Origin of the sequence: Chromobacterium sp., assembly GCF_041912965.1 — a bacterium.
In the GTDB taxonomy this organism is placed as follows: domain Bacteria; phylum Pseudomonadota; class Gammaproteobacteria; order Burkholderiales; family Chromobacteriaceae; genus Chromobacterium; species Chromobacterium aquaticum.
The window spans coordinates 24,825-39,665 of record NZ_JAYSGF010000012.1; the positions used below are offsets into that span (position 1 = coordinate 24,825).

At 64.4% G+C, this 14,841-nt stretch carries 13 protein-coding genes; 9 read left to right on the forward strand and 4 right to left on the reverse strand.

Annotated elements, in window-relative coordinates:
- Window positions 1-99: 99 nt before the first annotated feature.
- Window positions 100-1,335: an MFS transporter gene (locus ACE3QM_RS08550; protein WP_374421400.1), complete on the reverse strand. Its 1,236-nt coding sequence runs from the start codon at window positions 1,333-1,335 to the stop codon at window positions 100-102.
- Between the two features lie 111 nt (window positions 1,336-1,446).
- Between ACE3QM_RS08550 and ACE3QM_RS08555 the strand changes: the two genes are divergently transcribed.
- From ACE3QM_RS08555 to ACE3QM_RS08575, 5 genes are all read left to right on the forward strand, one after another.
- Window positions 1,447-1,899 (forward strand): winged helix-turn-helix transcriptional regulator, encoded by a 453-nt coding sequence (locus ACE3QM_RS08555; RefSeq protein WP_374421401.1) that lies wholly within the window; start codon window positions 1,447-1,449, stop codon window positions 1,897-1,899.
- 525 nt (window positions 1,900-2,424) lie between these two features.
- Window positions 2,425-3,204, forward strand: a complete 780-nt coding sequence (locus tag ACE3QM_RS08560; protein WP_374421403.1) for an ABC transporter substrate-binding protein — start codon at window positions 2,425-2,427, stop codon at window positions 3,202-3,204.
- 293 nt (window positions 3,205-3,497) lie between these two features.
- The gene (locus ACE3QM_RS08565) at window positions 3,498-4,187 is read left to right on the forward strand and encodes an ABC transporter permease (protein WP_048408692.1); all 690 of its coding nucleotides are present in this window, start codon (window positions 3,498-3,500) and stop codon (window positions 4,185-4,187) included.
- A complete protein-coding gene (locus ACE3QM_RS08570) occupies window positions 4,184-4,897 on the forward strand; it encodes an ABC transporter permease (protein ID WP_048408617.1) in 714 nt (237 codons plus the stop codon). Before ACE3QM_RS08565 ends, ACE3QM_RS08570 begins: the two co-directional genes overlap by 4 nt.
- Window positions 4,898-4,912: 15 nt before the next feature.
- Window positions 4,913-5,680 (forward strand): ABC transporter ATP-binding protein, encoded by a 768-nt coding sequence (locus ACE3QM_RS08575; RefSeq protein WP_374421458.1) that lies wholly within the window; start codon window positions 4,913-4,915, stop codon window positions 5,678-5,680.
- Between the two features lie 111 nt (window positions 5,681-5,791).
- Here the strand turns inward: ACE3QM_RS08575 and ACE3QM_RS08580 are convergent, their stop codons facing one another.
- Window positions 5,792-6,028 (reverse strand): DUF333 domain-containing protein, encoded by a 237-nt coding sequence (locus tag ACE3QM_RS08580; protein ID WP_048408618.1) that lies wholly within the window; start codon window positions 6,026-6,028, stop codon window positions 5,792-5,794.
- Between the two features lie 18 nt (window positions 6,029-6,046).
- The gene (locus tag ACE3QM_RS08585; RefSeq protein WP_374421404.1) at window positions 6,047-7,174 is read right to left on the reverse strand and encodes a succinylglutamate desuccinylase/aspartoacylase family protein; all 1,128 of its coding nucleotides are present in this window, start codon (window positions 7,172-7,174) and stop codon (window positions 6,047-6,049) included.
- A 153-nt stretch (window positions 7,175-7,327) separates the two neighbouring features.
- Between ACE3QM_RS08585 and ACE3QM_RS08590 the strand changes: the two genes are divergently transcribed.
- The 4 genes from ACE3QM_RS08590 to ACE3QM_RS08605 all read left to right on the forward strand — a co-directional run bounded on the left by ACE3QM_RS08590 (window position 7,328) and on the right by ACE3QM_RS08605 (window position 13,919).
- Window positions 7,328-8,605 carry a hypothetical protein gene (locus tag ACE3QM_RS08590; protein ID WP_231464035.1) on the forward strand — a complete coding sequence of 426 codons (1,278 nt, stop codon included), beginning with the start codon at window positions 7,328-7,330 and terminating at the stop codon, window positions 8,603-8,605.
- Complete coding sequence (locus ACE3QM_RS08595) at window positions 8,605-9,357, forward strand: hypothetical protein (RefSeq protein ID WP_231464033.1); 753 nt, start codon at window positions 8,605-8,607, stop codon at window positions 9,355-9,357. Before ACE3QM_RS08590 ends, ACE3QM_RS08595 begins: the two co-directional genes overlap by 1 nt.
- Window positions 9,357-12,167, forward strand: a complete 2,811-nt coding sequence (locus tag ACE3QM_RS08600; RefSeq protein WP_374421405.1) for an ATP-binding protein — start codon at window positions 9,357-9,359, stop codon at window positions 12,165-12,167. Before ACE3QM_RS08595 ends, ACE3QM_RS08600 begins: the two co-directional genes overlap by 1 nt.
- Window positions 12,168-12,482: 315 nt before the next feature.
- The gene (locus tag ACE3QM_RS08605) at window positions 12,483-13,919 is read left to right on the forward strand and encodes a sodium:solute symporter family protein (RefSeq protein WP_048408623.1); all 1,437 of its coding nucleotides are present in this window, start codon (window positions 12,483-12,485) and stop codon (window positions 13,917-13,919) included.
- 286 nt (window positions 13,920-14,205) lie between these two features.
- Here ACE3QM_RS08605 and ACE3QM_RS08610 read toward each other — a convergent pair whose 3' ends face one another.
- On the reverse strand, window positions 14,206-14,754 hold the full coding sequence (locus ACE3QM_RS08610) for a cupin domain-containing protein (protein WP_048408694.1): 549 nt from the start codon (window positions 14,752-14,754) through the stop codon (window positions 14,206-14,208).
- Window positions 14,755-14,841: the final 87 nt, after the last annotated feature.

Genomic DNA, 14,841 nt, shown 5'->3' on the forward strand with positions numbered 1-14,841 from the left:
CTCAGCCGCCTCGCTCTTGCTCGCTAGACTTTGGGCGGGCTCTCTAGGCGTCGACATCCGCTGCAAGCAAGAAGGCCAGTCTCGCGACTGGCCTTTTCTTTATCGATCCGCCATCGCGGGCATCGCGCGCCGCGTCGCCCACCAGAACAGCAGCGCCAGCAGGCTGACGGCGGCGCCGAGCAAACACACGGCTTGCCAGCCGGCATGGGCATAGACGGCGGTGGTGCCGATTGCGCCCAAGCCGCTGCCCAGCGCGTAGAACAGCATGTACAGCCCGACCAGCCGGCTATGGGCTTCGGGACGGCTGCGGAAAATCAGGCTTTGGTTGCTGACGTGCAGCGCCTGGCCGCCCAGGTCCAGCAGCACGATGCCTAATAGCAGCGCCGCCAGCGATTGCTGCATCAGCGCCAGCGGCGCCCAGGCTAGGAGCAGCAGGCTCAGCGCCGCCGCGCTGGTGCGCTGGCCATGTCCGCGGTCGGCCCAGTGGCCGGCGCGCGCGGCGGCCAGCGCGCCGATGGCGCCCACCAGGCCCAGGGCGCCGATGGCGGTGTGGGAGTAGTTGTGGGGCGGAGCGCTCAAGGGCAGCACCAGCGCGCTCCAGAAAATGTTGAAGGCCGCGAACATCAGCAACGCCAGCATGCCGCGGATTTGCAGCGTCTTTTCCCGCCGCAGCAGCGTCAGCATGGAGGCGATCAGCTCCGGGTAGCGCATTGAGGGCTTGGCGACGACCAGCGCGGGCAGCCGTCGCCACAGCGGCAGCGCAATCGCCAGCATCAGCGCGGCGGCGGCAAGGTAGACGCCGCGCCAGCCGGCCAGGTCGCTGACGGCGCCGGCGAACACCCGCGCCAGCAGCAGGCCGATGAAGACGCCGCTTTGCGCCGCGCCGACGACGCGTCCTTGTTCATGCGGCGCGGCGGCGCTGGCCGCATAGGCGATCAAGCCTTGCGTCATCGCCGTGCCCAGCAGGCCGACCGCGAGCATGCCGGCCAGCAGCGCCGGCGCGGAACGCGCGATGGACACCGCCACCAGCGCGGCAGCCAATGCCAGCAGCTGCGCGCTCATCAACCGGCGGCGCTCCAGCAGATCGCCCAGCGGCACCAGCAGCAGCAAGGCCAGCGCGCAGCCGATCTGAGTGGCGGTGACCACGCCGCCAATGGCGGCCTGGCTGATGGCGAAATCACGGGCCAGCGCGTCCAGCAGGGGCTGGGCGTAATAGACGTTGGCCACGCTCAGGCCGCTGGCGACGGCAAACAGCCATAGCAGGCCGGCGGGCATATTGGCCGGGCGCGCCGGCGCGCGCTTCAAGGGTGACGATGGTGTGTGCCTGGCGTTCATGGTCTCGAGTTCATTTAATCTAGTTGCAAAATGAAACCGATTGAATGCTAGGACATCTGGTTTTAAAATGCAACTGATTGCCCCGTTCACCACCGCATGCAAGGAAAGCCGATGTCGCCCCGCAAGACCATGACCATGAAAGATGAGCCCTGTCCCGTTGCCCGCGGCGTCGATGTGGTGGGGGATCGTTGGTCGTTGCTGATTGTGCGCGACGCCTTCGACGGCATGCGCCGCTTCGGCGATTTCCAGCGCAGCCTGGGCGTGGCCCGCAACATCTTGTCCGACCGGCTGCGCAAGCTGGTCGATGCCGGAATCCTCGCCACCCAGGCGGCTTCGGACGGCAGCGCTTATCAGGAGTATGTGCTGACGGTGAAGGGGGAAAGCCTATTCGTGGTAGTGCTGGCCTTGCGCCAGTGGGGCGAGCGGCATCTGTTCGCGCCGGGCGAGCGCCATTCCTTATTGGTGGACAAGCAGAGCGGCCAGCCCGTGCCCTTGATGTCGCCCCGGGACGCGGACGGCGTCGAGCTGGCGCCTGAGGCCACCGAGGTGCGCAAGCTGGCGTGAGCCGATAGGCCGCCGGAGCCGCCGCGCAGCCAGACGCTGGGCTGATCCTTCCCCCATGCTTCAGGGCTGCGGCCCCTTACCCTTCCCGCCTTCTTACCTGTCTGCTTTGTCCTCGTCTGCCATTTGAACAGCGCCCCCGGCAGGGGACGGTAGTTTGTTCATGTGAAGACTTTTTCACTTGTAGGTACACCCATTCCGATACCAAGCGTTACTTGTGTGGGCGCTTGGATGTTGTATTTTGTCCTCAACGGGCCGCGAATTCGCCGGATCGCTGAAATACCAAGTCATTAATTTTTTCAGATGACATGACGTAAGCTTAGATAAGGGCGGTGTTGGCGGCGGGCAGCGGAGACGGTATAGACAAATTGCTCTATTTATATAACATGAACCGCTCAGCCCCTCGCGGAGCTGGACCAAACCAGAGGGCAAAAGCCCCAAGCGCTTTATCTTGTGAAATGCATATGCCGGGCTGTCGGCTCGGGGTTTTCACCGTTGGCTGTAGATGAAGTCTATGAGGAGAAGCAAATGAAGAAAGCGTTGGCTGTGATGGCCTTGGGTCTGATGACCGCATCGATTGGGGCATGGGCCAAGGACTGGAAGGAAGTCCGTTTCGGCGTGGACGCAAGCTACGCGCCGTTTGAATCCAAGGCCTCCAATGGCCAGCTGGTCGGCTTCGACATCGATCTGGGCAATGAAATCTGTAAGCGTTTGAAAGCCAAATGCGTATGGGTGGAAAACGATTTCGACGGCATGATCCCGGCCTTGAAAGCCAAGAAATTCGACGGCGTGCTGTCCTCGATGTCGGTGACCGAGGCGCGGATGAAAGAGATCAGCTTCTCCGCCAAATTGTTCAACACCCCGACACGGATGGTGGCCAAGAACGGTTCCGGCCTGATGCCGACTCCGGCCGCGCTGAAGGGCAAGCGCGTGGGCGTGGAGCAGGGCACCATCCAGGAAGCCTACGCCAAGAAACACTGGGCGCCGGCCGGAGTGGAAGTGGTGCCTTACCAGAACCAGACCCAAGTGCTGTCCGACCTGGTGGCCGGCCGTCTGGATGCTTCGCTGCAAGACGCGGTGCAGGCTGACGAAGGTTTCCTGAAGAAGCCGGACGGCAAGGGCTTCGGCTTCGCCGGCAAGGAGCTGGTGGATCCGCAAACCCTGGGCGAAGGCGCCGCCATCGGCCTGCGCAAGGAAGACAAGGAATTGAAGGCCGATATCGACAAGGCCATCGCCGGCATGCTCAAAGACGGTACCTACAAGAAGCTTGAGAAGAAATATTTCAACTTCGACGTTTACGGCAAGTAAACGCTAAGAGCCTGTTCAAGGCCTCGTGAGCTAAGGCGAGACAAGGCGAAAACAGCTGAGGAAGCGGAATGTACAAGTGGTACATGAGCATTTCGAAGCTGTTTTCAACGCCGTATCGCCGACGCACAGCAGGCTTTGAACGGGTTCTAGCCAGCCGCCGACAAAACCGCTGCATTGGAACCCGCAGCGCTTCCGTGGCCGCCATAGGCCATCCGTTTTGTCGGCGGCTCGTCTTTTGCGCAAGTCAGGACCGGCGCGACGCGTTGCGCCGCCGCTCCTGAAAGGGGATGAGCATGTTTTTGTATGGATTCGGTTCCATTATCTGGGAAGGCACGCTGGTGACGCTGGAGCTGGCGGTGCTGTCCTTATTGCTGGCCTTTCTGATCGGCCTGGTCGGCGCCGGCGCCAAGCTGTCCAGCAATCGCCTGCTGAGCGGGGTGTCCACCTTGTACACCACGCTGATCCGCGGCGTGCCGGACCTGGTGCTGATGCTGCTGATCTTCTACAGCCTGCAGATCGGCATCAACCGTCTGACCGAGTGGCGGGGCATGGAGCGGATAGATTTGAATCCCTTCGTGTCCGGCGTGGTGACGCTGGGCTTCATCTACGGCGCGTATTTCACCGAAACGCTGCGCGGCGCCTTCATCTCGGTGCCCAAGGGCCAGCTGGAGGCCGGCACCGCCTATGGCATGAATCCTTGGCAGGTGTTTTGCCGCATCCAGTTTCCGCAGATGATGCGCTTCGCGCTGCCCGGCATTTCCAATAACTGGCAGGTGATGCTGAAAGCCACCGCGCTGGTGTCCATCATCGGCCTGACCGACGTGGTCAAGGTGTCGATCGACGCCGGCAAGAGCACTTACAAGGTGTTCTTCTTCACCCTGGTGGCCGGGGTGATCTATCTGCTGCTCACCACCGTGTCCAATTTCGTGCTGATGTGGCTGGAGCGCCGTTATTCCATGGGCGTGCGGGAGGCCGAACTATGATAGACATCATTCAGCAGTACTGGCGCCCCTTCCTGTGGTCGGACGGCTATCACTTGTCCGGCCTGGCCGTCACCATGTGGTTGCTGGTGCTGTCCATCGCCTTCGGCTTCGTCGTGTCCATTCCGCTGGCGGTGGCGCGGGTGTCCAAGGTCAAATGGCTGGCGCGCAGCGTCTGGTTCTACACCTATGTGTTCCGCGGCACGCCGCTCTATGTGCAGCTGCTGTTCTTCTACACCGGCATGTACAGCCTGGACGCGGTGCGCGAGGTGGGCTTCCTCAACCATTTCTTCCGCGAAGGCTATAACTGCACCATTCTGGCGTTCGCGCTGAATACCTGCGCTTACACCACCGAGATCTTCGCCGGCGCGATCAAGGCCACCCCTTACGGCGAGATCGAAGCCGGCCGCGCCTATGGCATGAACAAGTTCACCTTGTACCGGAGGGTGATCATTCCGTCGGCGCTGCGCCGCGCGCTGCCGGCGTACAGCAATGAAGTGATCCTGATGCTGCACGCCACCACCGTGGCCTTTACCGCCACCGTGCCGGACATCCTGAAGGTGGCGCGCGACGTCAACGCCGCCACCTACGACTCCTTCAATGCCTTCGGCCTCGCCGCGCTGATCTATTTGAGCGTCACCTTCATCCTGGTGGGGCTGTTCCGCAAGGCCGAGACCAGATGGCTGGCCTATCTGCAGCCGACGAAACACTGAGAAACGGATTCCATGATGGACAAGCTGAATATCCAGAACATCCACAAAAGCTACGGCAACCATGAAGTGCTGAAGGGCATCTCGCTGCAGGCCAAGGCCGGCGACGTGATCAGCATCATCGGCTCCTCCGGTTCCGGCAAGAGCACCTTTCTGCGCTGCATCAACTTCCTGGAAAAGCCGAATCAGGGCAGCATCAGCCTGAACGGCGAGGCGATACGTCTCAGCCCCACCAAGCAGGGCGAACTGATGCCGGCGGACCAGAAGCAGCTGCAAAGCATGCGCACCAAGCTGGCCATGGTGTTCCAGCATTTCAATCTGTGGGCGCATATGACGGTGCTGGAGAACGTGATCGAGGCGCCGGTGCACGTGCTGGGAATTTCCAAGGAGGAGGCGACCCAGCGCGCGGTCAAATACCTGCGGAAAGTGGGGTTGGACGAGCGCGCCCAGGCCAAGTACCCGGCGCATTTGTCCGGCGGCCAGCAGCAGCGGGTGGCGATAGCGCGCGCGCTGGCGATGGAGCCGGAGGTGATGCTGTTCGACGAGCCGACCTCGGCGCTGGACCCGGAACTGGTGGGCGAGGTGCTGAAGGTGATGCAGGCGCTGGCCGAGGAGGGCCGCACCATGATCGTGGTCACCCATGAGATGGGTTTCGCCCGCAATGTGTCCAACCACGTGATGTTCCTGCACCAGGGGCGGGTGGAAGAGGAAGGACATCCGGACGAGGTGTTCGGCAATACCAAGAGCGAGCGCTTGAAGGCCTTCCTGTCGGGCAGCCTGAAGTGATTTGAGCCTTACCCTGCTCAAGGGGGATACAAGCCGCCGGCGCATGATGGCCGGCGGTTTTGTTGTTTTGTGGATAAGTTTGGATTTTGTCGTGGGCTGTGGATAAGCCCTTTACTGGGGGTGATCGGCGCGGAACAGCGTCCATTCCTCCACCGTGCGGCCGTCCGGCAATTGGCACAAGGCGTATTCATTGCCCTGGGCGTCTTTCTGCGGCAACAGCTTGCCGCCCTTCTCCCCGCAATACACCGAGGCGGGGTTGGCCATGCCCACCTTGGCCTGCTCCGGGGCCTTGGTCTGGCTGCAGGCGCTCAGGCCCAGGAGCGCGATCGCGCAGATCAAGATTCTCATATCGATTTCCTTTCTGATTCAGGCCGACAACAGCTTGCCGGATTTGAACGCCTCGCGGCTGGCCACCTTGGCCAGCGACAGGCCGGTGGTGGTGTAGGGGCGATCGCTGGTGGCGTACAGCATGCCGGGACGGTTGGCGCGGATTTCGCTGCAGCGGTCGTTCAGCGGGTCGATTACTTCGGCCAGCAGCTCGCCGCTGGCCACCTCGCTGCCCGGCTGGACGTGGTAGACCACCACGCCGGGGTGGGGCGCGTACAGGTTTTCCGAGCCGGCCAGCGGCGTGGCCGGGAAGCGCAGTTCCGGCAGCGGCGGCGCGGCCTCGGCGATCACGCCGCGGTGGCGCAGGAAGTTGAGAATGCCTTCGGCGTCGCGGCGCGCGTAATCGTGATGCACGTCGCGTTCGCCGCGCAGCTCCACCGTCACCGCCAGGCAGGCCATGTCGATCTGGACGTCCAGGCCCTCGGCGGCCGCCAGGTCGCGCAGCTGCCACCATAGCTGGCTGCAGGCTTCGTCGAAGGGATGGTCGCCGGAGTCGGTGGCCAGCAAGGTGGCGCAAGCGCCTAGATAGCGCGATAGCGGCTCGCACTGCTCCCACAGCGGGGTGCCGGTGTAGAGGTGCAGATCGGCGCGGCAATCGCAGTGCAGATCCAGCACCACGTCGGCGTCGAAAGCCAGCTTGGCCAGGGTGTGGCGCAGCGATTGCAATTCGCTGCCGGCCGCCAGTGCGCCCAGTTGACGCCGGGCGGCGGCGCGGATCAGCGCGGTATTGGCCTTGCCGTCGCGGCCCAGTTGCGCCTTCACCTCCTCGTACACCGTCTCGGACAGCACCGGGTAATGGCGGTTGAAGTTCTGGCCGCTTTGCAGATCGAAGCGGCCCAGCAGCTTTTCGCTCTGGTTCTGGTTCAGGCCGATGGGATTGGCCACCGGCACCAGGATCACTTCGCCGCGCAGCAGGCCCGCGGCGTCCAGCCGCTGCAAGGCTTGTTTCAGATGCCAGGCGGTCAGCATGCCGGGCAGTTCGTCTGCGTGCAGGCTGGCCTGGATGTAGATTTTCTCGCCGCTTTGCGGCACGCCGAAATGAAAGCTGATCAGCTCGCGCTGGCTGCCCAGGCTGGGCGACAGCAAGGGCTGGCGGTGGGTGTACATGGCTTCTCCTCTCGCGGTGTGCGGCTCCATCGTCGAATCTTATGCCAAACCGGGCCGGCCAAGATAGCGCCGCCGCAGGGCATGCGTTGACGAACGCCCAAGCCCCCCGGACAATCATGGCTTTTGCCATTCCACGCCCGCGCGCGTGGTGGAGTGCCCTTGGATTCTCTCTCCGATTTTTTCCAGCCCGGCATCGAGCCCGCCTCCTTGCAGGCGGTGTCGCGGCTGACCGGCGCCTGGCCCTATCTGTCCGTCTTCGTCACCCTGTTCCGCGGCGGCGACGAGGAAGTGCTGATGCGGCTGCTGGTGTTGCGCGAGCTGGGCGGCCGCGCCGAAGCGCCATTGTGGACGCCGCAGGAAATCGCTCAGCGTTTCGCCTATCTGAACGACACCAAGCTGGCCACCATCCTGGGGCGGCTGCGCGAGGGCGGCTTGCTGGTCTATGACAGCGACGGCGGCGTCTACCAATTGTCCGAGGGCGCGCGCATCGCGCTGGCGGCGCTGGCCACCATGGTGGATTTCGCCGGCGACGACGTCGAGCTGGGCTATCTGACCAGCCAGGTGGCCGCCGGCCAGGCGGTGGGCCAGGTATCGGACGAGGCCTTGAAACACTTGCTGGCGCGCTTGAACGAGCTGTACGTCGAGTTCGAGGAAGCGCTGGAGTCGCAGTCGGAATTCCGCATCCGCGCCGCCCAGCACCGCCTGGAGGCGGTGTGGCGCTGGGTGGCCAAGTCCACCGAGGTGATCAAGGGGCTGACCCAGGACGACACGCTGAGCCTGCTGGTGCTCAACCAGGCCCAGGCCATCGCGCTGGCGCAAAGCCGCATGCTGGCGCTGGCCGGCACCTTCGAGCGCCGGCTGGCGCAATTGGCGGCGCAGCGCGTGCATCTGGGCGGCTCCGGCCTCACGTCCACCGACATCGCCGACTGGCTGCGGCGCATGGCCGCCGGGCAATTGGCGCACAAGCTGGACGGCTGCCTGGACATCAATCCCGAGCCGGCCTTCCTGTCCACGCCGGAGCTGGGCGATGTGGCGGAATTCGAATTGCTGGCGCGCGAGCGCGCCAAGGCCGGCGACATGAGCTTGCCGGGCGGCGAAGCCGCGCCGCTGGCGGACGCGCCGGAAATGGAGCGCCTGCTGGAGGCCGAGGCCATGTACGACGTGCTGCTGGAGCTGGGCATGGCCGGTGCGGCCGATGTCCACATCAGCCAGGCGGTGCTGGCCGACAGTTACGACGAAACCGCTTATCGGCTGTCGCTGCTGTCGTTGATCGGCGATCCGGAAACCCGCAACGACCAAAGCATAGTCGCCGCGCTGGCCAAGCTGCCGTTCAGCCTGGAAGGCGGCGAAGGCGTGATCGAGCCGGAACACCCCGAAGTGGCCACGCTGTCCGACGCGCGGCTGGTGGGCGCGGCTCAAAAAGGTTCTTAATGGAAACAGAAATCAAAACCCTGACCGCCCGTCTGCTGGCGCACCGGGTGGTGCCGCGCGGCGACGCGCTGGCGAAGAAGGCGCTGCTGGACGACAGCTTCCGCCTGGAACTGGACAAGAGCCTGGCCGCAGTCGGCCTGCGCCTGGTGGAGAATCCTTACGCCGAGCACATCGCGGTGGCGCTGCTGCCGGAAATGACCGAGCCGGTGTTCGGCTCCGGCGACGCCTGGCTGAATAACAACCTGGGCCTGCCGCGCGACGGCGTGGCGCTGCTGGTCATTCTGTGGGCGCTGATCATCCTGCCCAAGCGCGAGCGTCAGATCGCCCGCGTCGAAGCCGGCAAGGAAAACCAGAGCGATATGTTCGGCGCGCAAAAGCCGCTGGAAACCGGAGAAACCGTGTCCACCGGCCTGTCCGAGGACGCGCTCTACGCCGACTTCGGCAAGGCGCTGGGCGGCCGCACCCGTTTCAACGCCAACCTCGGCCGCCTGGTCAATCTCGGCTTCATCGTGCGCCGCAGCCGCTGGCTGGACGAGGGGCCGATGCTGGACCTGATGATAGATTACGCCCAGCTGGCGCCGCGCATCATCGAAGGCGCGCTGGCCGATGTGCTGCTGCGCCGCGAAGGCCGCGACGCGCTGGCCGACAAGCGCGCCGAAGCCGCGCCGGAAGAGGAGGACGCCGCCGAGGCTTCCGCCGGCCCATTGTTTGATCTGCCGCCCGACGACGCGGCGCAAGAGGAGACGCGCTGATGTTCCAGATGAAATCGGTGGAAATGGTGCACTGGGATTTCTGGCAGCGGCTGACCGTGCCGCTGGACGCGCAGATCGTCACCATCATCGGCCCCAACGGCTCCGGCAAGACCACCTTGCTGGACGCGATGCGCACCCTGCTGGCGATCAAATGCTCGGGCAAGCGCGATTACAAGCGCTATGTGCGCAATAACAAGGAACCCTTCGCCTATCTGCGCGGCGTGGTGGACAATCCGCGCCGCCCCAGCGGCGGCCTGTATCCGACACCCTTTTTCCCCATCGTCTCCGACACCGTGACCCTGCTGTGCCGGGTCAAGAAACAGGGCGGCGACTGGGTGCGCCACTACGCGATCCTGGACGGCGACGTGGCGCTGGAGCTGGCCGAAGGCCAGGCCCAATGGCTGGGGGTGCAGGAATACCGCCGCCGGTTGGAAATGGCCGGCCTGACCCCGGCGGTGGCGGAAGTGCTGGCGCTGGAACAGGGCGATACCGACAAGCTCACCGAATACAGCCCGCGCCAACTGCTGGACCTGGTGTTCCAGGTCTTCGGCGACAAGGATGTGCTGGACAACTACCAGCGCGCGCGCGACGAACAACGCGCCACCGAGCTGGAGCTGGAAGCGCTGAGCCGCCAGGAAGAAGCCTTGCAGACGCGGGTGGAAACCATGAAGGCGCGCGCCAACCGCTACCTGGAATGGCGGCAGTTGCAAACCGGCATCGCCCGGCTGCGCGACGAGGCCTTGCCGGTGCTGGCCTATCTGGACGCCAAGACCTCGCTGGGCAATGTCTGGCAGAACTACCGCGCCAACTACCATGTGCTGAACCAGGCCCAATCCGAGCACGCCGACACCCTGCAACTGGTGGCCAGGCTGAAGGCGGCGGAAGTGGCCGCCGACGCCTCGCGCAAGGCGGCGGAAACCTCGCGCGTCGGCGCGCAGGAAGCCTTTGTCGCCGCCAAGGGCGAGCACGCCGGCGTGGCCGGCCAGCTCAAGGAGCGCGACCGGCTGCAGGCGCTGGCCAGCAAGGAATACGGCGCCGACGCCGCCCAGCTCGCCGACCAGCTGGCCGCCTTGCGCGGCGAGGCCGAGCAATTGAAGGACGGCCTGCGCGAACTGAAAAAGCAGCGCCAGGACAGCTCCCAGCACTTGGAAGCGTTGGAGATCGGCCGCGGCCGCTCGCCGGAAGACGTGCGCCAGTTCAAGGCGGCGCTGGACGATGCCGGCATCGGCCATCAGATGTTGTCCGACATCGTGGAAGTGCTGGACCCCAACTGGCAGGCAGCGGTGGAAGCGCTGCTGCGCGGCTATCGCCACGTGGTGCTGCTGGAGCGGGAAAGCGACCGTCGCGACGCCTGGCGCATCGGCGAGAAACTGCGCTACCGCCATTTCGTGGTGCCGGAGCGCTGCAGCCCGCCGCGCGCCAACGCCGGCAGTCTGATGGAAGTGGTGCGCTTCTCCGCCGACGCGCCGGAATGGCTGTATCGGCAGATGAACAGCGTCAGCCGCGTCGACAACGCCGAGCAGGGCGCCGACATCAATGGCGACTGGATCACCCGCGACGGTTATTTCCGCGAACGCCGCGGCGCGCGCCACATCGGCGTGCCGGCGCATGAATTCGCCTTCGGCGAAGCCGCGCGCCAATCGCGGCTGCTGGCGCTGCGCGAAGAACTGAAGACGCTGAACACGCGCATCCTCGCCGACGAAGAACGCTTGGTGGCGGCGACGCGCGAAGCCGCCGGCCTGGCCGAATACCTGGGCGGCATGGACGCCATCCGCCAGCTGGACAGCCGCGCCGAAGAGTTCGCCGCGCTGGAAACGCGCAAACAGGGGCTGGAAGCGGAAGTGGAGCGCCTGGGCGCGGCGCTGGGCGAGGCCAGCGCCGAGAAAGAGGCCGCCGATCAGCGCTATAGCGACGCGCGGCTGGCGCATGACCGCGTTTGCCAGCGCGAGCAGGACAGCCTGGCGGTGTTCCAGCGCAAACAGCAGGAAGTGGAGCAGGCGCGCCGCCAGGTGCGCCGCTTGCTGGCTGAGTTGCGCGAATGGGCGCAGCGGCTGCCGGCCAATGCGCTGGCGAGCGAGAACGTCGCGGCGCTCGAAAGCGAGTTCGACACCGCCGCCGACGCCAAGCACCAGCTCAACTATCTGGAAGAGCGGCTGCAGAACGGCGACTGGGAACAGGATGAAGCGGTGCTGGCCTTGAAGGACAAGCTGGTGGAAGACCTGAGCGGCCTGGACCGCGAGCGCCAGCGCCGCCAGAGCGAGGTGGACCGTTCGCGCGAGCTGACCGACGAAGCGCGCGCCGCCTATATGGGCAAGCTGCGCGCCACCGTCCGCGCCTACGGCCAGAACGTCAAGCGTCTGGGCGAACTGGCCGGCATCCAGGTGGAAGTGGAGCTGCCGCAGCTGTCCAACGACGACGCCGCGCTGGCCCAGGCGGGCCTGGTGCTCAAGTTCAACTTCGACCAGAAGGGCCTGATGGGCATGAACGACGGCGAGGCCTCCGGCGGCCAGCAGGTGATGAAGTCGCTGATCCTGCTGATAGGCCTGATGATGGACGAGTCCAACCCGTCCGGCTTCGTCTTCATCGACGAACCGTTCGCCCACCTGGACATCTTCAACATCGACCGCGTCGCCGGCTTCCTCAAGGCCACCGAAGCGCAGTATCTGATCACCACGCCGAATACCCACAACATCAATATCTTCGCGCCGTCGGAACTGACGCTGGCCACGCGCAAGAAACGGCCGGGCGAGCAATGGGCGCCGCCCATCCTGCAAACCCGCCGCCGCGTCGACGGCGGCGAAACCGCCTGAGCCTGACGCCAAAGCCGCCCGCCTGGGCGGCTTTTTTTGACCCCGCCGCCGCCGCGCCGGGCGCTGACAGGCGGCTGGCCGCGGATGACATCCGGGCAATTTGCCGCCTGCGTAAAAAAACCATTCCTTCATGGGTACACAGCGGGAAAAAGCTGCGTTATCATCGCCCCCCAAACCCTTGATGGCAAAGCAAGATATCAAGGTTTTCAGGAATTGAGAGAGGCTGGCGGGGTGTCAGATGCCCCCGCCGGCCTCTTGCTTTTGGGCTTCCGTTTGTGCGCGTGCGCGCGCCGCCAGAAGAGGAACATCCTTCCCATGCTGATTGGCTTCGTCGTTGTTTATCTGCTCTTGTCCGTGGGCATAGGCCTGTATGCCGCCACCCGCGTGCGCAATGCCCGCGATTTCGCGGTGGCCGGCCGCAGCCTGCCGTTTCCCATCGTCACCGCCATGGTGTTCGCCACCTGGTTCGGTTCGGAGGCGGTGCTGGGCATCCCGGCCACTTTCATCGACAAGGGCTTCGCCGGCATCGTCGAAGACCCGTTCGGCTCGTCCATGTGCCTGGTGCTGGTGGGCCTGCTGTTCGCGCGGCCGCTGTACCGCTTGAACCTGCTGACCATAGGCGATTTCTACAAGCAGCGCTTCGGCCGCAATGTGGAGTTGTTCGTGTCGCTGTGCATCATCGCGTCCTACCTGGGCTGGGTGGCGGCGCAGCTGACCGCGTTGGGAGTGGTGTTCAATGTGCTGTCCCAGGGCGCGATCAGCGCCAACGCCGGCATGCTGCTGGGCGCGGCCATCGTGCTGGTGTACACGCTGTTCGGCGGCATGTGGTCGGTGGCGCTGACCGACTTTTTCCAGATGACGGTGATCGTCGCCGGCCTGCTTTACCTGACCTGGCTGATAGGCGATATGGCCGGCGGCCCGGTCAAGGTGCTGCAGCACGCGGCGGCGCAGGACAAGTTCACCATGATTCCCAGCATGGCGCCCAAGGACATCGTCGGTTTCGTCGGCGCCTTGCTGACCATGATGCTGGGCTCCATCCCGCAGCAGGATATCTTCCAGCGGGTGATGTCGGCCAAGAGCGAGAACGTCGCCGCGCGCGCGTCCATCGTCGGCGGCGGCCTGTATCTGACCTTCTGCATGCTGCCCATCTTCATCGGCTTCGCCGCCACGCTGATCGATCCGACCATGGTGAGCCGCTGGATGCAGCAGGACGCGCAGATGATTCTGCCCAGCCTGATCCTGGAGCGCACGCCGCTGTTCGCGCAGGTGATGTTCTTCGGCGCGCTGCTGTCCGCCATCATGTCCACCGCGTCCGGCACCTTGCTGGCGCCGTCGGTGACCTTCACCGAGAACGTGCTCAGCCGCTTCATCCCGGTGATGTCGGACCGCCAGTTCCTGCTGGCGATGCGGCTGACGGTGGTGGGCCTGGCCATCGTCACCACGGTGTTCGCGCTGGTGTCGGACGCCACCATTTACGAGATGGTGGGCAATGCCTACAAGGTGACGCTGGTATCGGCGGTGGCGCCGCTGTTCGCCGGCCTGTTCTGGAAGCGTTCCACGCCGCAGGGGGCGCTGCTGGCCATCGCCTTCGGCCTGTCCAGCTGGCTGGCGCTGGATTGGTTCGGCCCGGCGGACGCGTTCTGGCCGCCGCAGCTGGTGGGCCTGGGCTTCAGCATTTTCGGCATGGTGGCCGGCAGCTTGCTGCCGCAGCGGCTGGGACGCGGGGCGCTGGCCGCGGTGGGTCGCGCCTGATCCGGCGTTAGAGCCTGTTTACGATCGCGCGAGCTAAGAACCTGTTCAAAGTCTGCTGCGCTTCGGCGATACGGCGTTGAAACCAAGCTCAAAATGCTCATGTACCACGAGTACATTCCGCTTTTTCGCTCGTTTTCGCCTTGTCTCGCTCTTGCTCGCGAGACTTTGAACAGGCTCTAAGGCGAAAGCGGCTGAGAAAGCGGAATGGTCATAAGGTATATGAGCATTTCGAAGCCGTACTCACCGTGCAATGCTGCGCGAAGCGCAGCAGATCGTAAACGGGTTATCAGAAATTGGCCGGGGTGTTGGCGCTGATGATCTCCGCCTCGTCCGGCCCGATATTGCGGAATTTGTGCGGCAGGGTGCTGGGGAAGTAATAGCCGTCGCCGGCGGAGAGAATGCTGATGTGGCCGTCCACGGTCAGCTCCACGCTGCCGCGCACCACCACGCCGCATTCCTCGCCTTCCGGGTGGGTGATCATTTCCTTGCCGGTGTCCGCGCCCGGCGAATACAGTTCGCGCAGCATGCGCATCTGACGATTGGGATTGGACGCGCCGATCAGCAGCAGCTTCAGGCCGTCGCGGCCCAGGTCCGGCTGCTGTTCGCGGCGGAAGGTGTAAGGGTCGCTGGGCGGTGGTTCGCCAAAGGTCAGGAATTCGGTCAGCGTCATCGGGAAACCCTGGATCAGCTTCAATAGCGAACTGATGGACGGGCTGACCCGGTTCTGTTCTATCAGCGAGATGGTGGCGTTGGCCATGCCGGCCCGTTTCGCCAGCTCGCGCTGCGACAGCGAGAAGTGCTCGCGCACTTGTTTGACGCGTAATCCAATGTCCATGCCTATCACCTCGATGGCGTGCCGTTGCCGGCCTCTGCTCAGTATTTTCGACAAGTTTTCGAATAGCGTCACAGTATACTGATGTCG

Bases quoted from the DNA above. Each gene is read 5' to 3' on its own strand.
- ACE3QM_RS08550 (WP_374421400.1), bottom strand. From the start codon at position 1,335: ATGAACGCCAGGCACACACCATCGTCACCCTTGAAGCGCGCGCCGGCG.
- ACE3QM_RS08555 (WP_374421401.1), top strand. From the start codon at position 1,447: ATGTCGCCCCGCAAGACCATGACCATGAAAGATGAGCCCTGTCCCGTT.
- ACE3QM_RS08560 (WP_374421403.1), top strand. From the start codon at position 2,425: ATGAAGAAAGCGTTGGCTGTGATGGCCTTGGGTCTGATGACCGCATCG.
- ACE3QM_RS08565 (WP_048408692.1), top strand. From the start codon at position 3,498: ATGTTTTTGTATGGATTCGGTTCCATTATCTGGGAAGGCACGCTGGTG.
- ACE3QM_RS08570 (WP_048408617.1), top strand. From the start codon at position 4,184: ATGATAGACATCATTCAGCAGTACTGGCGCCCCTTCCTGTGGTCGGAC.
- ACE3QM_RS08575 (WP_374421458.1), top strand. From the start codon at position 4,913: ATGGACAAGCTGAATATCCAGAACATCCACAAAAGCTACGGCAACCAT.
- ACE3QM_RS08580 (WP_048408618.1), bottom strand. From the start codon at position 6,028: ATGAGAATCTTGATCTGCGCGATCGCGCTCCTGGGCCTGAGCGCCTGC.
- ACE3QM_RS08585 (WP_374421404.1), bottom strand. From the start codon at position 7,174: ATGTACACCCACCGCCAGCCCTTGCTGTCGCCCAGCCTGGGCAGCCAG.
- ACE3QM_RS08595 (WP_231464033.1), top strand. From the start codon at position 8,605: ATGGAAACAGAAATCAAAACCCTGACCGCCCGTCTGCTGGCGCACCGG.
- ACE3QM_RS08600 (WP_374421405.1), top strand. From the start codon at position 9,357: ATGTTCCAGATGAAATCGGTGGAAATGGTGCACTGGGATTTCTGGCAG.
- ACE3QM_RS08605 (WP_048408623.1), top strand. From the start codon at position 12,483: ATGCTGATTGGCTTCGTCGTTGTTTATCTGCTCTTGTCCGTGGGCATA.
- ACE3QM_RS08610 (WP_048408694.1), bottom strand. From the start codon at position 14,754: ATGGACATTGGATTACGCGTCAAACAAGTGCGCGAGCACTTCTCGCTG.